The 24,068-nt window shown below is 60.6% G+C and carries 21 protein-coding genes; 17 read left to right on the forward strand and 4 right to left on the reverse strand.

Annotation, left to right across the window (positions count from 1 at the left end):
• Window positions 1-136: 136 nt before the first annotated feature.
• Window positions 137-1,078 (reverse strand): class I SAM-dependent methyltransferase, encoded by a 942-nt coding sequence (locus IPJ76_06035; GenBank protein ID QQR87780.1) that lies wholly within the window; start codon window positions 1,076-1,078, stop codon window positions 137-139.
• Between the two features lie 111 nt (window positions 1,079-1,189).
• Here IPJ76_06035 and IPJ76_06040 point away from each other — a divergent pair, with 111 nt between their 5' ends.
• From IPJ76_06040 to IPJ76_06085, 10 genes are all read left to right on the forward strand, one after another.
• A complete protein-coding gene (locus IPJ76_06040) occupies window positions 1,190-2,386 on the forward strand; it encodes a T9SS type A sorting domain-containing protein (GenBank protein ID QQR87781.1) in 1,197 nt (398 codons plus the stop codon).
• A gap of 49 nt (window positions 2,387-2,435) precedes the next feature.
• On the forward strand, window positions 2,436-2,864 hold the full coding sequence (locus IPJ76_06045; protein ID QQR87782.1) for a Rieske (2Fe-2S) protein: 429 nt from the start codon (window positions 2,436-2,438) through the stop codon (window positions 2,862-2,864).
• Window positions 2,865-3,003: 139 nt separating this feature from the next.
• On the forward strand, window positions 3,004-3,543 hold the full coding sequence (locus IPJ76_06050; GenBank protein QQR87783.1) for a hypoxanthine phosphoribosyltransferase: 540 nt from the start codon (window positions 3,004-3,006) through the stop codon (window positions 3,541-3,543).
• Entirely contained in the window at window positions 3,543-4,118 is a 576-nt protein-coding gene (locus tag IPJ76_06055; protein QQR87784.1) for an adenylate kinase, read from the forward strand. Before IPJ76_06050 ends, IPJ76_06055 begins: the two co-directional genes overlap by 1 nt.
• Before the next feature lie 68 nt (window positions 4,119-4,186).
• Window positions 4,187-5,191 (forward strand): GTPase ObgE, encoded by a 1,005-nt coding sequence (obgE, locus tag IPJ76_06060; protein QQR87785.1) that lies wholly within the window; start codon window positions 4,187-4,189, stop codon window positions 5,189-5,191.
• A gap of 70 nt (window positions 5,192-5,261) precedes the next feature.
• Entirely contained in the window at window positions 5,262-5,834 is a 573-nt protein-coding gene (locus IPJ76_06065) for a phosphatase PAP2 family protein (GenBank protein QQR87786.1), read from the forward strand.
• Window positions 5,831-6,199, forward strand: a complete 369-nt coding sequence (crcB, locus tag IPJ76_06070; protein ID QQR87787.1) for a fluoride efflux transporter CrcB — start codon at window positions 5,831-5,833, stop codon at window positions 6,197-6,199. Before IPJ76_06065 ends, crcB begins: the two co-directional genes overlap by 4 nt.
• On the forward strand, window positions 6,196-7,845 hold the full coding sequence (locus IPJ76_06075) for an alkaline phosphatase family protein (protein ID QQR87788.1): 1,650 nt from the start codon (window positions 6,196-6,198) through the stop codon (window positions 7,843-7,845). The genes crcB and IPJ76_06075 overlap by 4 nt, the downstream gene beginning before the upstream one ends.
• 156 nt (window positions 7,846-8,001) lie before the next feature.
• Window positions 8,002-8,418, forward strand: a complete 417-nt coding sequence (locus IPJ76_06080; GenBank protein QQR87789.1) for a hypothetical protein — start codon at window positions 8,002-8,004, stop codon at window positions 8,416-8,418.
• 81 nt (window positions 8,419-8,499) lie between these two features.
• Entirely contained in the window at window positions 8,500-9,825 is a 1,326-nt protein-coding gene (locus tag IPJ76_06085; GenBank protein ID QQR87790.1) for an OmpA family protein, read from the forward strand.
• A gap of 3 nt (window positions 9,826-9,828) precedes the next feature.
• Here the strand turns inward: IPJ76_06085 and IPJ76_06090 are convergent, their stop codons facing one another.
• Genes IPJ76_06090 through IPJ76_06100 form a run of 3 tightly spaced genes read right to left on the reverse strand, consistent with a single transcriptional unit; the run spans window position 9,829 to window position 13,247 of the window.
• Window positions 9,829-11,553 (reverse strand): sensor histidine kinase, encoded by a 1,725-nt coding sequence (locus tag IPJ76_06090; protein QQR87791.1) that lies wholly within the window; start codon window positions 11,551-11,553, stop codon window positions 9,829-9,831.
• Window positions 11,550-12,587: a threonine aldolase gene (locus IPJ76_06095; GenBank protein QQR87792.1), complete on the reverse strand. Its 1,038-nt coding sequence runs from the start codon at window positions 12,585-12,587 to the stop codon at window positions 11,550-11,552. Before IPJ76_06095 ends, IPJ76_06090 begins: the two co-directional genes overlap by 4 nt.
• An 18-nt stretch (window positions 12,588-12,605) precedes the next feature.
• Window positions 12,606-13,247, reverse strand: a complete 642-nt coding sequence (locus tag IPJ76_06100) for an O-methyltransferase (GenBank protein ID QQR87793.1) — start codon at window positions 13,245-13,247, stop codon at window positions 12,606-12,608.
• A 184-nt stretch (window positions 13,248-13,431) separates the two neighbouring features.
• On the opposite strand from IPJ76_06100, the gene IPJ76_06105 reads away from it, so the two are divergent.
• The 7 genes from IPJ76_06105 to IPJ76_06135 all read left to right on the forward strand — a co-directional run bounded on the left by IPJ76_06105 (window position 13,432) and on the right by IPJ76_06135 (window position 24,063).
• The gene (locus IPJ76_06105; protein ID QQR87794.1) at window positions 13,432-14,814 is read left to right on the forward strand and encodes a hypothetical protein; all 1,383 of its coding nucleotides are present in this window, start codon (window positions 13,432-13,434) and stop codon (window positions 14,812-14,814) included.
• Window positions 14,814-15,299 (forward strand): gliding motility lipoprotein GldH, encoded by a 486-nt coding sequence (locus IPJ76_06110; GenBank protein QQR87795.1) that lies wholly within the window; start codon window positions 14,814-14,816, stop codon window positions 15,297-15,299. Before IPJ76_06105 ends, IPJ76_06110 begins: the two co-directional genes overlap by 1 nt.
• Window positions 15,296-17,686 carry a transglycosylase domain-containing protein gene (locus IPJ76_06115; protein QQR87796.1) on the forward strand — a complete coding sequence of 797 codons (2,391 nt, stop codon included), beginning with the start codon at window positions 15,296-15,298 and terminating at the stop codon, window positions 17,684-17,686. The genes IPJ76_06110 and IPJ76_06115 overlap by 4 nt, the downstream gene beginning before the upstream one ends.
• Window positions 17,687-17,742: 56 nt before the next feature.
• On the forward strand, window positions 17,743-18,429 hold the full coding sequence (locus IPJ76_06120; GenBank protein ID QQR87797.1) for a hypothetical protein: 687 nt from the start codon (window positions 17,743-17,745) through the stop codon (window positions 18,427-18,429).
• Between the two features lie 522 nt (window positions 18,430-18,951).
• Complete coding sequence (locus IPJ76_06125; protein ID QQR87798.1) at window positions 18,952-20,037, forward strand: hypothetical protein; 1,086 nt, start codon at window positions 18,952-18,954, stop codon at window positions 20,035-20,037.
• A 14-nt stretch (window positions 20,038-20,051) separates the two neighbouring features.
• A complete protein-coding gene (locus IPJ76_06130; protein ID QQR87799.1) occupies window positions 20,052-22,019 on the forward strand; it encodes a VCBS repeat-containing protein in 1,968 nt (655 codons plus the stop codon).
• A gap of 46 nt (window positions 22,020-22,065) precedes the next feature.
• Window positions 22,066-24,063, forward strand: coding sequence for a VCBS repeat-containing protein (locus IPJ76_06135; GenBank protein QQR87800.1), 1,998 nt, complete (start codon window positions 22,066-22,068; stop codon window positions 24,061-24,063).
• The last annotated feature ends 5 nt before the right edge of the window (window positions 24,064-24,068 follow it).

Genomic DNA, 24,068 nt, shown 5'->3' on the forward strand with positions numbered 1-24,068 from the left:
AGCTTGTTGAAAAGGGGCGCCAAGATAGAGAGACCGCTGGCGGGCGAGGGTAGACGGCAGTCAGCCCTTCAGCGTGGCCCGACGGAAGTCCGATCCGTATCGACATACTGCGTTGGACCGGTGTCGGACCGATCGGTCACCCGTTCATCGGACGACACAGATAATAGGTGCTCGTATCACCCCGGCCTTCTTTGTTCAGCACAGCTGCGCGTTGTTTGAAGCGTCGTAGTTCGCGTTCCGTGAACCGGAGCCTCCCGTCACCCAGCCGTAATCCCTTCAGGTAGGTCTCGCTCCCGGTGAACTGGAACTCCGACGAGTCGTTGATTGCGGCTACCCACGCCAGATCGGCTGCCTCGACCAGCCTTCTCATGCTGCGGTCGGTATGTAGAAAGAAGTGGCGTGGAGCATCCAGTTGCACCCAATTGGTGCCATAATGCTCCCATGCCCATGAGCCGGCCACCGGTATCCGGATCATAGCATGGCCACCCGGCGCAAGCAACTCCCTTATCCGCTTCAGTGTGGCCAATGGATCGGGCATGTGTTCGAACGCATGGTTCAACATCACGAGGTCGAAAGGACCTGTGATGCCCTGCACATCGGTTCTGCGAATGATGCATCCCGGAGCGAATGCGATGTCCGCAGCGATGAAGGGATCGGCCCCGGTCAAATGGCGGAAGCCATACCGGTGAAGGTCGCGCAGCAAGGAACCATTGCCGCAGCCGATGTCCAAGATCCGCGCATTCCAGCGCCAGGCATCGCTCCGCATCCAAGCGAACGCACCAGTGCGCCCAACAACCCAACGACCGAGCAGCCCACGACCGGTCATGCGATAGTTGATCGCGCGCCGGGCCACCGCATCCTTTATTGCCGATACTGGCCCGGTGGAGTGACCCGGGTTGAAGCTGTAATAGTCCTTGGGGTAATAGCGCCCGAGGTCCGAAGGCGGATCGAGCAGTTGAAGGCATCCGCAAGCGCCGCACTCCAAGTAGTGGAAACGCCCACCGAAGCCCAGCATGCGCTCGGTCGCTTCGTGCACACGGTTGCCGTCGGCATTGCCGCAAATGGAACAGGGCTGCATTCGGAAAAAGTGACGCAAGCAACCACCGTAGCGTCCGCCCGGCCGGGCACGATGGCACGAACGGTCAACAGCTCGGTGCTGAACGGAAGTAGAGGCGCTTAGTTTCGGGGCATGCGTGCATTGGTGGTTCCGCTGGCATTGATGGGCACGCACGGCTTTGCCCAGCCATGGCAGCAGCTTGCCGATTTTCCCGGGACGACAAGAGACGATGCGGCGGCGTTTGTCGTCGGTCAGGTCGCGTATGTGGGTTCAGGCCTCGGTGTTGGCTGGGTGCTTGAGAGTGATTGGTACTCCTACTCGTACAATACTGAACAATGGCAGCCCATAGCTGCGCTGCCCGCGTCACCGAGGCAATACGCAACTGGATTCAGCTTGGGCGACACGGGCTACGTGTTCGGTGGTTTGGATACTGCCGGAGCAGTGAATGAACTTTGGGCGTTCATACCAAGCCTCAACACATGGGAGCAACGTGCATCGTTGCCTGGATCCGGGCGTTATGCATGCACCTCCCCCCTTGCAGGCTACATAGCGTGCGGCATCAGGGACGATGGAACAACGACCAATGAGCTATGGCACTATGATGCGGCCCTTGACCAATGGACACAGAAGGCTACCCTGCCTGGTATACCGCGGCACAGAGCAGCAGGTGCTGGGGTTCTTTTCGGGACAGAATACGGTTATGTCCTAGGTGGAGCGGACAGTCTTTGGACACCCTTGGCGGATTGTTGGCAATACGACCCCGGGCTTGATGCTTGGTCGCCGATACAGGACCTGCCGGAAGCGAGGTACGGTGGAGCGGCATTCTGGGGGGGCTTGTCCGGGGGCTTGCAGTACATGTTCGGCGTTACCAATGGCGGCGTCTTCCGCAATTTCGGGTTCCACTTCAATGGGAACGCATGGAGCCCCAGTGATCCATTTCCTTGGACGCGCAAAGGTCTCGTCGCGGTCAGTGGAGCAGGGCAGCTTGCTGGTGGTGGCTACCTGCTGGAGTTCTTCGGCACTGGCATAGACAGCACACTGACCAGGAGGGGTGATTGGTGGGGCCTTGCTTGGGAAGAAGGTGTTGAAGAGGGCTCGTTTGGAATGTTGAGCATCCATCCGAATCCAAGCCATGGTGTTGTGCGCATCGCACTGCTCAACAACCAAGAAGTACAACTTACTGTGCGCGATGCCCGTGGTGCCGTCGTCCGCATTGACCAGACCTTCGGACCAACAACCATTGACATGAGCGACCAACCTCCGGGGCTCTATACCGTGGAAGCGCTCGGCGAGGGCTTTCGCGCAAGAGCCCGCTGGGTCAAACTCTAATCCACCGCGTTCCTTAGCTTGGCAACGATCAACCCAACAACCTCTGACCATGGACCGCCGCAAATTCATCCTCGACAGTTGCCGCGCTTGTGCTGCTTTGGCCGCTGTGCCCGCTATCGCTTCACTTGAAAGCTGCGGAGGAAGCAAAAGCGTTTCGTACGAACCAGCGGCGGGTAGTCGCACCATCGATATCCCGCTCACCCAGTTCGGCGGTGCCGCGTTCACAGTGATCAAGAGCAAAGCCGTTGGCGACGATCTGATCATTGCCAAACAGCCCGATGGTAGCTACAAAGCGCTGGTGAAGCGCTGTACACACAAGGGTGGCCCGGTGAACGTGGACGGCACCGATCTGAAGTGCAGCTGGCACGGTAGCCGCTTCAGCATGAGCGGCACGGTTGTGACCGGTCCGGCGAGCACGCCGCTGAAGACCTACCCTGCACGCCTGGAGGGCGATGTGGTGAAGGTGGACCTTGGTTGAGTTTCCCCCGCAACGGCGCAACGAACGCAGCGCCAAGCTCGCCACGACTGAACGTGACGGAACCGTTGCGTTCGTTGCGCCGTTGCGGTTGGTCTCGCCCTCCCGCCACGGTAACTACTTTCGGCCGCTCCAAAAGAGCATGGCCCGCGTTCAACTGCACGATAAGTTCTTCGAGCCCTTCATCAGCGAGGCCGAGGTGAACGCCGCCGTGGACAAGCTGGCGGTTGAGATCGCCGCGAAGTACAAGGACAAGCGCCCGCTCTTTTTGGGCGTGCTCAACGGGGCTTTCTTCTTCGCTGCTGAACTGATGAAGCGCCTCGACATCGAGTGCGAGATCAGCTTCGTGAAAGTGGCCAGCTACCATGGCACCAGCAGCAGCGGAACGGTGACGCAACTGATCGGCCTCACCGAACGGGTGGAAGGCCGCCACGTTGTCGTTCTTGAGGACATCGTCGATACCGGCGGCACGGTGGAGCACATCATGCGGTCGCTGAGCGAGCACCATCCGGCCAGCATCAGCGTTGCGGCCCTGCTCTTCAAGCCGGACGCCTACAAGAAGAACATCGCCATTGAGCACGTGGCCCTGCGGATACCCAACGCGTTCGTGGTGGGCAGTGGCCTCGACCACGATGGACTTGGCCGCAACCTGCGCGGCATTCATCGCATAACGGAACCGTGATGAGCAAGAAACTGAACATCGTCCTTTTCGGTCCGCCCGGCGCGGGGAAGGGAACGCAGAGCACCTTCCTGATCGAGCGATACGGCTTGGTTCATCTCAGCACGGGCGATCTCTTGCGCGCCGAGATCGCGGCTGAAACAGAGCTGGGACTGCGCGCGCAGGGCATCATGAGCCAGGGTGAACTGGTGAGCGACGACATCGTCATCGGCATGATCCGCAACAAGATCGACGCGAACGGCGACGCCAAGGGCTTCATCTTCGACGGCTTCCCGCGCACCAAAGCGCAGGCGGAAGCGCTGGATGCGCTGCTTGAACCCAACGGCAATCCCATCACGATGATGCTCGCCTTGGAAGTGCCCGAGGCAGAACTCGTGAAGCGGTTGATCGGTCGCGGTGCCACCAGTGGCCGCGCGGACGACAAGGACGAGAGCGTGATCCGCAACCGGATCCGCGAGTACGAAAGCAAGACCGCACCCCTGAAGGACTACTACACCGCGCAAGGCAAATTCAAAGGCATTGACGGACTTGGGTCTGTGGAAGAGATCACTCAACGCCTAGTGAAAGCGATCGGCTGATACGAACATGTGACCATGTTGCCATGCGACCATGAGCACATGACCACATGGACACATGAGCACATGGAATGAGCGGCGAAGCCAACTTCATAGACCACATCCGGGTGATGTGCCGCAGCGGAAAGGGCGGAGCGGGCAGCAAGCACATGCGCCGCGAGAAGTACATGCCCAAGGGTGGGCCCGATGGTGGTGACGGCGGTCGCGGTGGCCACGTGATCATGCGCGGCAACAACCAATTGTGGACATTGCTGCACCTGCGCTACACGAAGCACGCGATCGCGGAGGACGGCCAAGGCGGCATGAGCAACCAAGCCAGCGGCCGCCAAGGGAAGGACACCATCATTGAAGTCCCGCTGGGCACCGTGGCAAAGGATGCCGACACGAACGAGATCGTCTGTGAAGTGACCGAGCACGGACAGGAGCATATCCTGTTGCCCGGCGGGCGTGGCGGTCAAGGCAATCAGCATTTCAAGACAGCCACACGACAAGCACCGCGCTTTGCCCAACCCGGTGAACCAGGCCAGGAGAAATGGATGGCGCTGGAGTTGAAGGTGCTCGCCGATGTGGGACTTGTCGGTTTCCCCAACGCAGGCAAGAGCACCTTGCTCAGTGTGGTCAGTGCGGCCAAGCCCAAGATCGCCGACTACGCCTTCACCACGTTGGTGCCCAACCTCGGCATCGTCGCCGCGCGCAATGGCAAGAGCTTCGTCATGGCCGATATACCCGGCATCATTGAAGGTGCCAGCGAGGGCAAGGGGCTTGGCCTGCGTTTCCTCCGCCACATCGAACGCAACAGCGCGTTGCTCTTCATGGTGCCTGCCGATACGAAGGACATCAAGAAGGACTACAATGTCCTGCTGAACGAACTGAAGGAATACAGTCCCGAACTGTTGCACAAAGACCGGCTGCTGGCCATCACCAAGTGCGACATGCTCGACGAAGAACTGACGACCGCATTGCGGAAGGAAGTGCGCAAGCAGTTGCCCAAGGTCGAAACGGTGTTCATCAGCAGTGTTACCGGCAAAGGCATCGACGACCTGAAGGACAGGCTCTGGGACCAACTGCAAGGGTGAATGCAATTGGACCGCAAGGGCGCGACGACGCAACGGCTACGCAACGCAAGAGGAACGGACAAGAGGGCATATGCTGGAAACCCTTTCACGGCTCGATCGTGATCTTTTCCTCGCACTGAACGGCGGCGCCTATCCATGGCTCGACCCGTTGATGCGCGCGGGGAGCAACATGCTGGTATGGTTCCCGCTGTACGCCTTCTTCCTGTTCCTCCTTCAACGTCGCTGGGGCTGGAATGGGCTCGGCATCGGTACGGTTTGCATAGCACTGATGATACTGGCCGCCGACACCGGCAGTGTGGTGCTGTTCAAGAACACCGTACAACGCTTGCGTCCTTGTCATGCAGCCGACTTGTCAGGGCTCATTCATATGGCCGGCACAGAATGCGGCGGTCGCTTCGGGTTCATCAGCAGCCACGCCACCAACCACTTTGCCATCGCCGTGTTCGTAGCGGGTGTCCTTCAGCGTGTTCCGCGCTGGGCAACACCTGTCCTGCTCATTTGGGCAGCTTACGTGAGCTACAGTCGCATCTACCTCGGCGCGCACTATCCCGGCGACGTGTTGGTGGGTGCACTGTACGGCTCACTCATCGGCTTCGTCTTCTTCCGCATCTTTCGCTGGGCGCACGGGCGCTACGCGGAATGAACAACTGGTTGGCCATCTTCATCGGCGGCGGCGCGGGAAGTCTGGCGCGCTATGCGATGTCGTTGCTCGTTGGGCGTTGGTTCGCTGGTGCCGCTTTCCCATGGGCTACACTGTTGAGCAACGTGTTGGCCACGCTCATCATCGGTTTGTTGGTGTGGCGTTGGCAGGTGAACGCTGAAGGCAAAGAGATGTGGTGGGCCTTATTGGCGGTTGGGTTCTGCGGTGGCTTCAGCACGTTCAGTGCGTTCAGTTTGGAAACGATCCAGCTCATGCGCGAAGGCCTTGCGTTCGTGGCTTGGCTCAATGTCATCGTCTCGGTATCCGCCTGCATGCTCATTCTCCACCTCATCGCCAAGGCATCATGAAAAGCGCATCCTTCCTTGCCACCTTTTCCTTCTTTCTCTCCTTCACCCTCCCCGCGCAACAACCCTCCTGGCAACACCCGCCCAAGCTGGTGGTGGGCATCGTGGTGGACCAGATGCGCACCGACTACATCTACCGCTACTGGGACAACTTCGGTGATGGCGGCTTCAAGCGCTTGATCGGCGACGGTGCGTTCCTGAGGGATGCGCACTACAACTACATGCCCACCGTAACAGGTCCGGGCCATGCCAGCATCTACACCGGCACCACGCCGAGCCACCACGGCATTGTGGCCAACGACCGGTATGACCGCACCACGCGCAAGACGATCTACTGCACCATGGACATGGATGCCAACGCCGTGGGCACCGCACCCGGCAACGCGCACCGCAGTCCCGTTCAATTGCTCAGCACAACCTTGGCCGACGAGCTCGAACGCCGCACCGAACGCCGCAGCAAGACCATCGGCGTGGCACTGAAGGACCGCAGCAGCATACTGCCCATCGGTCGCACGGGCGATGCTGCCTATTGGATGTACGGAACCGAAGGCAGTTTCATCACCAGCACGTGGTACATGAAGCAGTTACCGCAATGGGTCATCGACTTCAACGGGAAGAAACCCGCCGAGCAATACCTCGCGCAGACATGGTCGCTCGCACTGCCGGTGGAACGCTACCATCAAGTGCTGCCCGACGACAACCCGTACGAGATACCGCTTTACCGTGGCGTTCGTCCTTCATTACCGCTGAACCTTGATTCATTGCGCAAAGCCGGCGCGGGCCTCGACCTCATCAGCTACACGCCATGGGGCAACACCATCACCACGGACATGGCCCTGGCTGCGCTCAAGGGTGAGCAGATGGGCGCCGATGCCATCACCGATCTGCTAGCCATCAGTTACAGCAGCACCGACATCCTGGGCCACCGCATGGGGCCGCGTGCGGTGGAAGTGGAAGACATGTACATCCGGCTGGACCGCGAACTGAAGCGGCTGCTTGATGAGCTGGACAAGTCAGTGGGTGCAGGGCAGTACACCGTGTTCCTCACCGCCGACCATGGCGCGGTGGACGTGCCGCAGTACTTGAAGGACCTGAGGGGTAGTGCTGGGTATGTGGATCAAACGCAATTGGCCGATAGCCTCAACTACTGGTACCGCTCGAACGAAGATTCCTTGGCCGTATGGGAAGGTCAGGTCTTCGTGGTCAAGCGCGCCATCCCCCTTCAGCACACACTGACCGGGGCTTACATCCAACAGGACCGAATGATGGTCGGTCAGCTGATGAAAGACCCGGGCGTCTATCGTGCGTGGACCTCCTCTGACCTACGAACGGCAGCTCCTGACGGCGACGACCTGACCACCTGGGTCCGCAACGGCTTCATGCCGCAGCGCTCAGGCGATGTCCTCTTCGTCATGCGGCCGGGCCACTTCGAATTGGAAGAATGGAGCAATGGCCACGGCACCACGCACGGGAGCCCGTGGACCTACGACACGCATGTGCCCATTCTGTTCTATGGTGCAGGCGTGCAACATACAGAAGTGCTGCGCCGCACGCACATCACGGACATCGTGCCCACCATCAGTGCCATTGTGGGCATGAGCCTTACGGATGCGTGCACGGGACGTGTGGTGGATGAAGTGGTGAAGTGAGCGCCACGGACGCGCTAGCCGTGCGAGCGCGTTACAAACGCGCTCGGGCAAGGAGCGTGTTGAATAGCGCTCGGACCGGGGTTATCCCCCGAAGCCTGTTCGCACTTGTTCCGGCGTTCGGCACCTTCAGCTCGGGCACCACGGCACCTTCGGCCCATGGTGCGCGGCCTTCATGACGTTTCTCCGGTGCCGTTCGAGCTATGGCGCGAGGATGGCGTGCTGCGCGTGGTGCTTTGCAGGTTCATGCGCATCGGCACTCCCGAAGTGAAGGAGCTGGTGCGCATGCTGGGTTCGCTCGATGAGCACGGTGTGCAGCCCGTGGTGGTGGAATGCGAAGAACACGTTCGCTTCACTGCCGATGCCCGCGTGCTGCTCTCGCGGTGTACCATGGGGAATGGCCGCCCGGTGGCCTTCGTGGGCAACGACCGCCGCGATCTTGATACCGCCGAGCTTTTCGCGCACTACTTGGAGCCGCCGTTCCCCTTCCGCTCGTTCGGCTGCGTGGGCGACGCTCTCGACTGGTCGGCCCGGTGGGAACGAGCACCCCGCATGCGGGTCGTGCACGCGTGTTGATAACGCGGTGAGCATCGTGCCGACCGTTCGTCCAACGCGCCGCTGCCCGTCCCGGTAAGTTCGTGCATTCATCGCTGCGCCGTGCATCGCACCTTCCCGCTCCTCTTCCTGCTCGCCTTCGCGTGCACGGCAAATGCGCAGTTGGAACTCGTTGGCGAGAGCGATGCCACCACAGTGCGCGTTCGTGGTGTCGAGCACCAAGGCACCATGGACGGTCCCTACTTCCAAGCCACATGGCGCTTCAGTGATGAAGGGACCGACTTCGACCTGCTGCCCACCACGGAGCCGGACGGCAGCTTGGAAGCGCGCTTCCAAGCCGTAGTGATCGAGGCGCTCGGTGCCTACCTGGACCATCGCGTACACTTCGGAAAGCAGGGAGTATCGGCCGACAAGGATGCCGCGGCACTGATCACCGACATGAACACGATCGTTCGCGCTGCTGCCATGCCCTTCGACGATGCAGGAGCGTTCGAAGGATTCTCCATGGAAGCGCAGGACCAGTTGGCGCGCCTGGTGAAGATCGATTGGGCGAACGCGCGTACCGGCATCGAAGGCGGCAAGGAACAGGACAAGTACTTGGCCATTTATTACTACGTGCGCGAACAACGCAAAGAGCTTGAGCGTCTTCTGCGCGCAGACCTCGGATCAATGACCGACGTTGTGGTGTGGGGCGAGAAGGCCGAGCTCCCCGACCTGCCGCCCAGCATGCCCACGGTTTGCGGGGCAGTGTTCGACAACCAGGAGTTCCTCTGTGCGCTCGACCTCAGCGCCAGCACCGACATGCTCGGCTTGCCCGATGCCGTGCTTGAGCAGCGCACTGTGGAAGCCATGCGCACCAACGCCGCCAACCGTACCACGACCCCCACCGATGATGCGCCCAAGTTGCGCAAGCGGGATCGGTGGTTGAAGGCCGAGCTCGACGCCATCAACCAGCGCATTGATCGCATGGACCAGAGCAAAGAGTTGTGGGCCGTGCGCGACCGGCTGGACGATGTTGAGGGCCAGATCCAGGACCTGCGAATGGAAGTGCGCGAACTGAAGGACGACAAGAGGGCATCCGATAATCCGCTGGCCAACCTGAGCACGCTCACCGGGCGCAACATCACCGTACGCTTCGCACAAGCAAGTTCCGAGATCGATGCCGACTATCGCGTGATCCTGAACGAAGTGTTCGAGCAACTGGCCCGCTCACCGCAGGACCGTGTGCTCATTACCGGCTACACCGATCGCACCGGCAACGCGGCGGTGAACCTGGACCTGAGCGAGCGACGCGCCAAAGCCGTGCGCAACTACCTCATTGCACGGGGCGTTAGTGCCGAGCGGTTACTGGTGAACTACTACGGCGATAGCCGCAGCGATGGTCGCAACCCCGACGAACGGCGGGTGGAGATCGAATGGTTGCAATGAAGCTCAGTGCTTCACCGGCTTGATCATCCGGAACAGCACATCGAAGGTGGTACCGCCCGAACTGCTCACTTTCAGATTGCCATCGAGCTGGAAGGCCAGGGCGTCCACCACTTCCAGACCGAGCTTGCCGGTGCCTTCTTGTGGTCTTGCCTCCCAGCCCTGGCCGTTGTCCTTTACCACCAGACGGTACAAGTCGCCATCCACTTGGCGCACCTGCACTTCGATGTGCCCGCCTGTCGCGAAGGGGAACGCGTGCTGATAGCAGTTGCCGACCAATTCGTTCAGGATCACGCCCAGTTCGATGGCGGTGTCGGCGTCCGCCTTTATGCCATTGGTGTCGATGGCACAACTTACTGTGGTTCCACTGGTATCGGTGGTTGCCGCAATGTGGTCCACCAGACCGGCGAAGAAGCTGTTGAGGTCGATGCCGCGCAGGTCCTGCAAGCCGTAAAGCTTGTGGTGCACAATGGCCATGTTGTCGATCCGGCGGACACCACGCAGGAACTCATCCTTCACGGGCCCATCCTCCAGTTTCCGCAGTTGCAGGTTCAACAGGCTCGTTACCACTTGCAGGTTGTTCTTCACCCTGTGGTGAACCTCGCGGTTCAGCACCTCTCGTTCGCCAATGGCCTTGGCCAGTCGTTGGCGTTGGCTTCTGCTGCGTTCTTGTTGCTGGCGGTGCTCCGTGCTTTCTCTACGACGACGTGAATAGGCAGCGACCATCAACGCCGAGAGGAAGGCCATGAACCCGGCCTCGGCGATAAGGAGGTAGCGCGCTTCCCGGGTGTTCTCACCGTAAGGCTCCAAAGGAGCAGCAACGCCCACCTGCAATTCGGAATTACCCAGAACATAGGGGCGGATGCAAGCCAAGATGGGCTCGTTGCCCGCCGTGGACCAGAGCTGGGGCGGACGACGCTTGGCCTCCCACTCCAACAAGGCCGCCTCTACTTGTGGAGCACCCTGCACAGGAGCCAGACGGTGTCCATCTGCACCCAGCACGAACAGCCAAGGCCCGCTGATGTCCTCTTTGGGCATGAGTTGTTGGCGCGGGTCATGGAACGCAATGTCCATGGCCAGTACGCTCACGCCATTGCGCCCTCCGCGCAGGGCAAGACTTGCCGTAAAGCCCAACGAGCCGGCACCGGGCAACGGGTAGGGCTGCGTCCAGCTGACCTCGTTGGATGCGTCGTTCACCGCGTTGCCGAACCAAGGCAGCGAACGCACATCGTTCCAGTCGGCATCCCATCGGCGCAAGGTGTCCGGCGGTGCGCTTCCTTTCAATGCCCATTGCAGGAAGGTGCTATCGTGGCCGCGCATCTCGGTGACAAGCAAAGCCGTATCCAGGTTCGTGATGGCGAAATGGTCACCAGCATCGTTGGCGAGGCGCACTGCACGCACGGTGTTGTTCCTGCGCAGGTAGGGCACCAGCGGACGCAGCAGGCGCTGCGTGGTGAACGAACCGGTATCGGCAGCGCTAAACCACGTTCCGTACTCGCGCAGGTCATCGAGCACCTTGCCGTAATGGGCATCCATGGCGCCTTCCAAGCGGTCCAATCGCGCTTGTGCATGCATCAGGGTGCGCTCCCGGCGGTCGTCGCGCAGATGGACATATTGGTAGTAGAGCAGCGCCCAGCCTGCCGCAACGACGATCGCGAGCGACAGGTCGAGCCAGAAGCCCCGGTCTTCCCTCGGGCCCGGGATGTGACCGATGATCGGTTCCTTGCTCATCGCCGTGTTGAACGTTCGGCCAGTGACTCCAGCGCATTGATGGTCCGCGCGATCGCGTTGTCATCAACGTCGAGGTGGGTGACCATGCGCACCATGCCGGGTCCGAACTGAACGGCCAGCACACTGCGTTCGCGCAGATGCCCCAGCACATGCTGCACATCGTGCCCGCGTTGCAAGGTGAAGACGACAATGTTCGTTTCCACGGGCATCAAATGATGTACATAGGGCATGTGCAAGAGCGTTGCTTCCAGCCTTTTGGCCCTCAGATGATCCTCCGGAAGGCGATCCACATGGTTCATCAAGGCATGCAATGCACCGGCTGCAATGATGCCTGCCTGGCGCATGCCACCACCGAACCGCTTGCGCACGCGTCGCGCTTCGCCGATGAAGTCCTTGGACCCGACCAGCACCGAGCCAACGGGTGCGCCCAAGCTCTTGCTCATGCAGATACTGATGCTATGGCAGGTGGCGCCCCAATCAGCCGCCGATCCTCCGGTAACCGCCAAGGCATTGAAAATGCGCGCACCGTCCATGTGCAGCGCAAGGCCGCGCTCATCGCACGATCGCCTGATGCGCTGTGCCTCGCGGAGGTCCCATACGGCACCCCCACCACGGTTGGCGGTGTTCTCGATGCTCACCAATCGGGTGCGCGCCTGGTGCACATCGGCCGCGTTGCCGATGGCGGTGGCCACATCCTCCGCCGTGAAGCGCCCGCGGTCAGTGGGAACGAAGCGCACGCTGCAGCCGCTGTTGGCCATCGTGCCACCGCCTTCGTACCGGTAGATGTGCGCGCCTTCATCGCAGATCACCTCATCGCCGGGACGGGTGTGCGCGTTGATCGCGATCTGGTTGGTCTGGGTGCCACTGCTGCAGAACAGGCCGGCCTCCATGCCGAAGAGCGCGGCCGTGCGCTCCTCCAAAGCGATCACCGTGGGGTCTTCACCGAAAACATCGTCGCCCACTTCGGCCTGCGCCATGGCCGCCCGCATGGCGGCTGTGGGTTTGGTAACGGTATCGCTGCGCAGGTCGATCACGTGGGCAAGATAGAAGCCTCATTTGCGCATGGCGACGAGCAGGCCGTCCCGAAGGGGCACCATCACCGGCGAAACCCTTGCATCGCTCCTCACTTTACGGGCGTAGGCCACAAGGCCTGCCGTCTCGGGCGTCCATGTGCTCTCATCGTCCAGCACCTTGCCGTCCCAAAGCACGTTGTCCGCAATGATCAGCCCGCCGGGGCGTACACGGTCCACCAACAGGTCGAAGTAGCTGCAGTAGTTGTGCTTGTCGGCGTCGATGAAGACAAGGTCGAAGGTGCCTTCGATGGTGGGGATGATATCGAGGGCTTCACCGGTGTAGGCCGTGATGCGATCCTGCATGCCGGCCATGCGGATATAGCGTTGCACCATGGGAGCCAGTTGACCGTTGTGGTCGATGGTGTGCACCATGCCGCCGGGCCGCAGGGCCTCGGCGAAGCACATCGCGCTGTAACTGGTGTACGTGCCGATATCCAATACCTTCTTCGGTTGCACCAAGCTGCTCAATAGACTCAGGAAGCGCCCTTGCAGGTGACCACTGAGCATGACAGGCATGCGCACTTTGGCTCGGGTCTCTCCGGCCAGCTCCTTCAGGTGCGGCGGTTCAGCGGAGGAGTACTGTTCACAGTAGGCTTCGAGTTCGGGGGAGATGAAGTGCATGATGATCCGCGACCTGCAAGGATGAGCGTCGATCGCCCGGCAAAGGTCTGCACCCGCTGCACACCGAACGCGGCTCGTGGCCCTTGATACACATGCGATGGTTCGTGGCAACGGCAAGGAACGCCCCTTCGCCCCCACCCCCGGCTATCTTCGCCCGCCACCATAGAAAGGAAGGAAGAGAGCCATGGGATGCGAGAGCTGCAGCAACGGGAAGGACGGTAAACCGGCCGGGTGCAAGAGCAACGGCTATTGCAGCAACAGTGGTTGCAACAAGCTGGACGTGTTCGATTGGCTGGCCGGGGTTCCCTTGGCAGCCGGGCAACAAGTGTTCGACGCCGTGGAAGTGCGTTTCAAGAACACACGCAAAGGTTACTTCCGCGTTCCGCCGGGCATGGGCACCCAGCCCGGCGACCTCGTCACCGTGGAGGCCAGCCCCGGCCACGACGTTGGCATGGTGAGCTTGACCGGCGAACTGGTGCGCATGCAAATGAGGCGCAAGGGCGTGGAGGCCGACACCTTCCAACTGAAAAAAGTCCTGCGCAAAAGCACGCAGGAGGATGTTGACCGGTGGCACGCTGCCCGCAGCCGCGAGGAGGAGACCATGTTCGCCAGCCGACACCTGACCCAGGAGGCGCGCTTGGACATGAAAGTGACCGACGTGGAGTACCAAGGCGACGGCCAAAAAGCCACCATCTATTACACCAGTGAGGACCGCGTGGACTTCCGCGACCTGTTGCGCACCATGGGCCACAAGTTCGGCGTGCGCATCGAACTGAAACAGATCGGGACGCGCCAGGAGGCGGGGCGCATTGGTGGCATCGGCAGCTGTGGCCGTGAACTGTGCTGCAGCACGTGGCTCACCGACTTCCGCAGCGTTACCACCAGCGCCGCGCGCTATCAGCAGCTTGCATTGAACCAGGCGAAGCTTGCGGGGCAGTGCGGCAAATTGAAGTGCTGCCTCAACTATGAACTTGACATGTACCTGGAGGCCGTGAAAAGCTACCCCAGCCAGAACGCCAAGCTGAAAACACAGCAAGGCACCGGCTACCACATGAAGACCGACATCTTCCAAGGCAAGATGTGGTACCTGATCAAGAGCCCGGGTACAACGCCGGCCATGGTCGGCTTGAAAGTGGAAAAGGTGCGCGAGATCCTCGACCAGAACAAACAAGGCATCGAACCCTTCGTGCCCTTGGAACAGGTGGACGAGGCACCGAAGAAGAAGGAGGAAAAGACCCATGACTACGAGAACGTGGTGGGCCAGGACGACCTGACGAGGTTCGACAAGCGGATGAAGGAAGGGCGCAGGAAGAAGAAAGGAAAGGGGCCTAAACAGGGACAGGGACAACAGCAAGTGCAGGGGCAACGCCCACCGCAACGGGGACCGAAGGAAGGCCGCCCCCAAACGCCGCGCGGTGAAGGTCAGCCTGGCCAGCAGGCCCAAGGACAACGGCCCGAGGGCGAACGGCGCGAAGGTGGCCGGAACCGGAACCGCAACCGGCGGCGTGGAGATCGACCACAAGGCGGCGACAGACCGGCATCACCCCCACCCACGCAAGGCGCTTGATGCGACCAACGATCATCGGCGGCGTTGGTCTTCTGTTGCTCGCGGGCTGCACCGATGGACTGTTGCACAGCGAAACGCGGCCCGTGCCCGATGGTGCTTGGCAAGAAGCCTGGCAGCCGGAGTTCAACTTCGACGTGAACGACACCGTGGGCCAGTACGATACGTACATCGACATCCGCCACACGGGCGACTATCCATACAGCAATCTCATTCTCTTCGTAACGCTGAAGCGGCCCAATGGTCATGCGGTGCTCGACACGGTGGAAATACCGCTCGCCGATGCCACCGGCCGCTGGCTGGGAAAGGGCCTCGGTTTCATCCGCAGCGAAGGAGCCGAAGCGCATGTGCTCTACAAGTACAACAATAGGTTCCCACAGTCCGGCCGTTATGGTGTGGTGCTGGAGCAGGCCATGCGAGTGGATCCGCTGCAAGGCGTCATTGATGTGGGCGTGAGCATCGAACAGCACAAAGAACTCGGGCAATGAGCAACACCCCCCCGAAGAAGAGGAAGTGGCTGCTCCTGTGGTGGCTGGCGGTGCTATCGCCGGTCATCTTCCTGGTGCTCATGCTAACGGCCGCGGCCTTCAGCAACCTGCCCGGCACGGACGACCTCGACAACCCGCGCAGCGACCTGGCCACTGCCGTGCTGTTCAGCGACGGAAGCGTCATGGGCCAGTACTACAAGGAGAACCGCATCCCGGTAAAGTACGGCCGCATCAGTCCGCATGTGGTGCACGCCCTGGTAGCCACGGAGGACGAACGCTTCTACGAACACAGCGGCATCGACCTGCGTGGCACCGCGCGCGCTGCCGTTTACATGGGCCGAAAGGGCGGTGCCAGCACCATAACACAGCAATTGGCCAAACTGCTCTTCACCAAAGAGAGGAGCGAAAGCAAGGTGAAGCGCGTTTTCCAGAAGTTCCAGGAGTGGATCATCAGCGCGCAGCTCGAGCGCCGGTACACCAAGGAGGAGATCATCGCACTGTACTTGAACCGCTTCGACTGGATCAACCAGGCCGTCGGCATCAACAGTGCAGCCCGGGTTTACTTCAATACCACGCCGGACAGTTTGAAGATCGAAGAGGCCGCCGTGCTGGTGGGCATGCTGAAGAACCCCGCTCTGTTCAACCCGGTGCGCAGGCCCGACACCGTGGAGCACCGGCGCATGGTGGTACTGGCGCAGATGGTGAAGAACGGCTTCCTCACCGATCAGCAATACGACTCGTTGCGGGCGCTCCCTCTTGGGCTCAGCTTCCAACGCATCGACCATACCGAGGGTCCGGCGCCATACTTCCGTGAGATCATGCGCGCTCAACTGCAAACGCTCTTCAACGAGAAGGACCCGGAGACCGGCGAATACAAACTCCACAAGAGCGACGGCAGCAAGTACGACATCTACACGGACGGACTGACCGTGTACACCACCCTCGACAGCCGCATGCAGCGGTATGCGGAATGGGGCATGCGCGAGCATTTGGGCAAAGAACTGCAGGCACAATTCTTCAAGGACATCGGCAAGAAGAAGAACCGGCCGTTCGACTTCCGGGTGAGCCAGGAGGAGATCGATGCCATCATGGCGACGGCCATGAAACGCAGCGATCGCTACCGGACGCTCGTCGGGAAGCGCTGCGGGAACTGCGATCGCCCGGCTGCATACATCGTGGAAGCCGAAAAAGACGGCGCCACCCATTTCCATTGCGATCCGGAGAAAGGCGGTTGCGATACATGGTGGCCCGTCGTTGAAGAGAGCAGCATCCCGAAGATCTTCGAGACACCCACCAAGATGCGCGTGTTCAGCTGGCGTGGTGAGATCGACACCACCATGAGCCCCAACGACAGCATCCGCTGGTACAAGAGCCACTTGCAGAGCGGGCTGTTGAGCCTCGATCCGCGTACCGGTTTCGTGAAGGCATGGGTGGGCGGGCCTGACTTCAAGCACTTCCAATACGACCACGTGCGCCAGGCCAAGCGCCAGGTCGGATCAACCTTCAAACCGTTCGTTTACGCCACCGCCATGCGCGAAGGCCTTGACCCGTGCTTCCAGTTGCCCAACCAGAAAGTGTGCTTCGACATGCCACCCGGCCAGCCCGACTGGTGCCCGGAAAACAGCGACGCCAAGTACGGCGGTATGATCACGCTGAAGTACGCGCTGGCACAGTCCATCAACACGGCCACCGCCTGGCTGATGAAACAGTACGGCCCTGAACCGGTGACCGTGCTCGCCAACCACATGGGCGTTCACAGCAAGCTCGATCCCGTGCCGAGCCTCTGCCTGGGCGTTGCCGATGTGACCCTGGAAGAGATGACGAGCTCGTTCGCGGCCTTCGCCAACGAAGGAGTGCACATCGAACCCATCACGTTCACCCGGATCGCCGACAAGAACGGTAACGCGATCTACGACGTAACGCCCAAGACGAATGAAGCGTTGGATGCCCGCACGTCGTACATCATGCTCGACATGCTGAAGGGCGTTGTGGACCGCGGCTCGGGCATGCGGCTGCGGATGGGCTGGGGCAACCGCGCCAAGTACGGCAATATCAAGTACCCCACAGCGGGCAAGACCGGCACCACGCAGAACAACAGCGATGGCTGGTTCATCGGGATCACCCCCGATCTCGTGACCGGTGTATGGACAGGCGGAGAGGATCGCAGCGTGCGGTTCGCGCGCACGGATCTAGGACAAGGGGCCAATATGGCCCTCCCGATATATGGCTACTTCATGAACAAGGTGTACGCCGATAGCACCATCACCATCAGCCGTGGAGATTTCGACAAACCGCCCGGTGACCTGGGCGTTGAACTGGACTGTGTCGGCGGAAAGGACGACCCGAAGGACTTCGGTGGTACCGAGGGAGGACCGGTCTGGGATTGAAACCCGCCCGTCCCAGTGGCCGATGGGACTTGTCACGATGCCGGCATATTAGCGGTATGCCCGCCGCATCGTTCCAACGCTTCGCCTCGCACGAGGAAGCCTTGGCCTTGATGGACCAATTCCGCGAAGCCGGGATACCGTCCACCATGCGGGCCAACGCCGCCGTGATGGGCGGGATGATCCTGGGACAGGCACCAACGGAGCATCATGTGCTCATCGATAGCTCCGACTTTCCGAGGGCGCACGCCCTGCTCGATGCCGAGGCGCGGTCCATGCTGACGTCGGTCGGTACTGACCATCCGTTGCATTCGTTCACCAATGAAGAGCTGATGGAGGTGTTGGCCAGGCCCCATGAATGGACGGCATTGGACGTGCGCCTTGCACAGCACCTGCTCACCGAGCGAGGCCTGCCCATCAGCGAAGGAGTGATCGATGACCTGTACGCGCGATCGATCGCTCGGATGAGCGAACATGATCGTGCAGGCACTTCGCTCATCGTGATCGGAAGTATCATCTTGATCGCACTTCCAAGCTTGGCCTACAGCCGATCATTGATCCCGATGCTCACCATCAGCTTGATGCTGATGAGCCTCTTGTGGTACATCGCACGGTCGCGCAAGACCATCGCCGATGGCTCGGTGATGATGCGTTACAATGGGCGTGATCGCATTGCTGCGATGTTGATGATGGTGGTGTGCGCCGTCTCACTGCTGATCGCGTTGTGGCGCATCGCCATGCAGTAGAAACGCGGCTTCACGGAAACGAAGAGCCTTCGAAAAGCCGCTGTGGCAGCCGTTTTCCGGAGGTATGGAAACGCGAAAGGGGCCCGACTCGTCGGACCCCTTCGCCGTAAGGTGGTGTACCTTACTTCTTCTTCTTAGCGGCCGCCTTCTTCTTGGGGGCTGCTTTCTTGGCGGCCTTCTTAGGGGCGGCCTTCTTCGCTGCTTTCTTTGCCATTGTGTGAAAGGGTTTGAGACAAACGTATCGTTGTCGGGGACTTGTTACGTGATCATCACCAAGAATGTTCCAACGATGGTTTGTTGATATCGTCACAAGCCGATCACGGATCGATCATCGTGCAGTGGATCGATCGGCATGATGCAAGGAACAAGATCGATCGCCGATCATCATCGGTCGTGATCCGACATCAAGCAATGATCGATGCACCGATCAACGACATGCGACGCGCATGGTCCGGATCTCAAGCATGGCCACTATTGTGGGCAGCGCGCGCAGGTGGTCCTCCTATCTTGGCGACGTTGCACATGAACAAGAAGGCGATCATCGTTCTGTCCGTTCTCGGAGCGGTAGCAGCTTGCACGAACGATCCGGATGAACTCTTGGCGCCCTCCGGTCCCGGCGGCTCCGTGGACATCGACCTTGGAGCTCTGCCCTACGATAGTCTCAGCTCCTACGGTTTCTTCACCGGCAACCTGCAGGACCTTCAACCGGCCCCGAGCGTCCTCCCCTACTCCCCCATCACCCCGCTCTTCAGTGACTATGCGCACAAGAGCCGGTTCGTTTGGATGCCGCCCGGCAGCAAAGCACAGTACGTGAGCGAAGATGTCCCGCTCGACTTCCCGGACGGAACGGTGCTGATCAAGAACTTCTGGTTCGAGCGCGTGCAACCTACGGACGTGAAACGCGTGCTGGAGACACGCATGCTCTTCAAGCGCAACGGCGAGTGGGAGTTCGCCAACTACAAGTGGAACGCGGCGCAGACCGAAGCGGTGCTCGACCTGTTCGGTTCGTTCGCACCGTTGCAATGGCTGGACGACGATGATCAACCGCACGACGTCGTGTACAGGATACCGAGCGATGCCGAGTGCTTGGTCTGCCACAAGCAGAACGACATCCCCGAACCGATCGGGCCCAAGCCACGCAACTTGAACGGCAACTTCCAATATGCCGATGGCACCATGAACCAGTTGCAGCGGTGGATCCAAGCCGGATACCTGGAGGACAACCTGCCCGGCAATGTTGGCGCCGTCACCGACTGGAAGGACCCGAACGCCAACCTGAACGATCGCGTGCGTGCGTACGTGGACATGAACTGCGCGCATTGCCACAGCGACGGAAAGCACTGCGATTACCGGCCCATGCGCTTCGCGTGGCAGGAAACGACGGACCCCATCAACCTTGGCGAGTGCGTGATCCCAGACCAGGAGGTGCTGCCGCAGCTCACCCACATCGTGGCACGTGGCGACACGGCCGCGAGCATGCTCTACTACCGCATCAGCTCCACGGACGAAACCCTGCGCATGCCGCTGCTCGGCCGTACCGTGGTGCACGAAGAAGCCCGACAGCTCTTCGCCGATTGGATCAACTCCCTTTCACCCTCTTGCAACTGAACCCGATGAAGACCATGAGAACGACGATCACGCTTAGTGCACTGGTACTTGCTACTGCGGCCATCGGGCAGAACACCTGCCTCACGGCGCTTCCCGTCGGCGCCGGCACGCACATCGTCACGGCGGTGAACGGAACGCAGATCCCGATACCCCTCTGTGCGAACACCGGCAGCGGTGCCACCGCTGCCGAATGGTACACCTACACACCAACGGCCGATCACTACGTCACCATCAATACGGACCTTGCGGTGAACGCCGGTGACGACACCCGGTTGCACATCTACCAAGGCGTGTGCGGCAACCTGACCTGCATCATCGGATCGGACTACAATGGATGGAGCCAACTGGCAGCGGCCAGCTTCAACGCCCAGCAAGGCATCACATACATCTTCGCGTTCGACAACCTTTGGAGCAGCACGGGGTTCACGTTCGAGCTCATCGAGGGCCCTCCGGTGCCGCAAACGGTATCCTTCAGTACGCAGGCCTTCTCTGCAGCCAGCCCCTTCTGCGTAGTGGACATGAACAACGACCAGTTGGACGATGTGGTCTCCGCGTACCAGAACAGTGTGGTCATCAAGCACCAGCAGGCCGGTGGTTCGTTCACCACCACAACCATTCCAACAACATCGGCCGACCACCCTGCGAGTTGGAGCATCGCCGCCGGCGACATCGACAAGAACGGCCAGAACGACCTGCTGTACGGCGGTGGCAACGGTGCCACGTTCATGAAGGCCAATGCCAACGGCACCCAGTTCACCGAGGTCAGTTTCCCCAACTACATCTTCTGCCAGCGCACCAACTTCGTCGACATCAACAGCGATGGTCATCTGGACGCCTTCGTGTGCCATGATGTGGATGCCAACGTGCGCTTCATGAACGATGGGTCGGGCAACCTCACCTTCAACCAAGGCGGCCTCGGACAGTCCTGCGGCAATTACGGGTCGATATGGACCGACCATGACAACGATGGGGATGTGGACCTCTTCATAGCCAAGTGCGGCTGCGACCCTATCGACATGCTGCACAGGAACAACGGCAACGGCACCTTCACGGAGATCGCCAACAGCCAGAACCTCGCCGGGTCGCAACAGAGCTGGAGCAGTGCGTGGGGCGACTTCGACAATGACGGAGATATGGACGTGATGATCGGAGCGAGCTCCTTCAGCAACGGTGGCCACATGCTGATGCGCAACGACGGCACCGTGTTCACCGACGTCACTGCCGGGAGCGGTTTCGACGTTTTCACCGGAACGGGCATCGAGCACACCACGCACGATTTCGACAACGACGGTCTTCTGGACATCCTATGCGCCAACAGCACCGTGATGGTCAATCTCGGCAACATGGTGTTCGGACCGAACGTGACGAACGTGACCGAAGGCGCCATCGGCGACCTCAACAACGATGGTTACCTGGACGTGCTGGGATGGGGCGGTGCGCACATGAACAATGGCGGCCCCAACCATTGGCTGCGTGTGAACACCGTGGGCACCGTGAGCAATGGCAATGGCATCGGGGCGCGTGTGTACTGCACCACCTCGACGGGCACACAGATGCGCGACGTGAAAAGCGGCGATGGCTTCGCTTACATGAGCAGTTTGATGACCCACTTCGGACTGGGGCAGGAAACCCAGATCGACGAAGTGGTGGTGCGCTGGCCCAGTGGCATCATCAATGTGGTGGACAACCCACCGGCGGACGGTACCATCACCATTGTGGAGGACCCGCTCACGAGCATCGTTGAGCCGCTCCGCGAACTGCGCTTGAACGTATGGCCGAACCCGGCAACCGACGTACTCCAAGTGCGCGGCACCGTGTGCGCGCCCGGCGCTCGTGCCCGCATCCTTGATGCCACAGGCAAGCAATTGTCCAACGAACGCTTGGCGGGTTCCGTGATCGACGTGTCGCGCTTCGCTGCCGGCATGTACATCCTGGAAGTCTCTTCGGAGGCCGGAACGGCCACGGCCACCTTCAGCAAGTGAGCGGGATCATCCATCTTCGACGCCACCACCAGACCATCACTCCAACATGAGGAATACGCTACTTCTTTCTGCCTTGTCCGTAGCACTGACCGCGAGCGCGCAGAACACCTGCCTCACGGCATTGCCCGTGACAGCGGGCAACACATACACCGTTACCGGTTTCGATGGCCTGCAGATACCCATACCCGTTTGCGCGAGCGGTGGCACAGGGGCGGTGCACGGGGAGTGGTATACCTACACCGCGCCAGCGGACTACAACCTGACGGTAAGCACGGACTTCACCCAGAACGCCGGCATTGACACCCGGTTCCATGTGTACACGGGCGTGTGCGGCAATCTCACCTGCATCGGTGGCGATGATGACAGCGGGTCCGGCAACCTCTCCATCGACCAGTTCAATGTGTCGCAGGGCACCACGTACATCATTGCCTTCGATGACCGTTTCGACACTTCAGGGTTCGTGTTCAGCCTTAGCGAATTCCCCTCGGTGAGCTCGCCGGTGCAGTTCAGTTCGCAGACCATTGCCGTTACGGGCAGTGCGTACACCGTGGTGGACATGAACGATGACCAGCTCGACGACATCGTGGCCACCAAGGTGAACAACGTGCAAGTGCACTATCAGCAGCAAGGTGGTGGCTTCACCATCACCAACATCGCAACCGACAGCGTGGTGTACACCGCCACATGGAGCATCGCTGCCGGCGATCTCGACGATAATGGCCAGGTTGACCTGATGTACGGCAACGGATCGGGTGTATCCATTCTGATGGCCAACACCAACGGCACCGGCTTCACCGAAGTGGTCAGCCCGCAGTATGTCTTCAGCCAACGCGGCAACATGGTTGACATCAACAACGATGGCAACCTGGACGCGTTCATGTGCCACGACGTGGAACCCAACGTTTACTTCCTCAGCGACGGTCAGGGGGGCTTCAACTTCGTGCAGGGTGGCTTGGGCGACACGCCCAACGGCGGCAACTACGGCAGCATCTGGATCGATTACGACAACGACCACGACATCGACCTGTTCATTGCCAAATGCCGCGGCGGCAACAACCCCGCGGCCATCGATCAACTGCACCGCAACGATGGCAACGGCGTGTTCACCGAAGTGGCCGCTTCGCTGGACCTTGCCGCAGGCTACCACCAGAGCTGGAGCAGCGCATGGGCCGACTACGACAACGACGGCGACATGGACGTGGTGGTGGGCGCAAGCTCGTTCACCGGTGGTGGGCACCGCGTGATGCGCAACGACGGCACCATCTTCACGGATGTGGCGGCAGGAAGCGGCTGGGACCTTTTCCAAGGGACCGGTATCGAGCACGTGGCTCACGACTTCAACAATGATGGTTGGGTCGATGTGCTCACCGCCAGCAGCACCGTGATGGTCAACAACGGCGACATGACCTTCACACCGATCGTTGCCGGGGCGAGCACGGGTGCGGTTGGCGACCTGAACAACGACGGATACCTGGACGTGCATGTCGGCACAACATCGTTCATCAACGATGGCGGCACGAACAATTACATCCGCGTCCATACGGTCGGCACCGTCAGCAATCTCGATGGCATCGGTGCACGTGTGCAGATCACCACGCCACTGGGCACGCAGATCCGCGATGTGAAGAGCGGTGATGGCTTCAAGTACATGAGCAGCTTGCTCACGCACTTCGGACTTGGCGCTGACACCCAAGTGGACGAACTGACCATCTACTGGCCCAGCGGGATCGTGAACACCTGGAACAGCATTCCCGCCAACACCACCTTCACGGCCGTGGAAGACGCCATTACCGATGTGAGCGAGAGCAAGGTGCCCCTCACGCTATCCATAGCCCCTGTACCCACCACGGATGAACTCGTGATCAATACCAACGCCGACTGGATGAACGCCCCCGTGAGCGTGGTGGACATCAACGGCCGCACGGTGCTGAACATGGCCCTGAAAGTGAACCGGGTGGACGTGCGAGACCTTGCCCCAGGCGTTTATGTGGTGCGGATGCTCCTTGAAGGGAACGAGGTGCAACGCCGGTTCGTGAAGGAGTGAATCCC

It is taken from the genome of Flavobacteriales bacterium (assembly GCA_016699575.1).
GTDB lineage: Bacteria > Bacteroidota > Bacteroidia > Flavobacteriales_F > PHOS-HE28 > PHOS-HE28.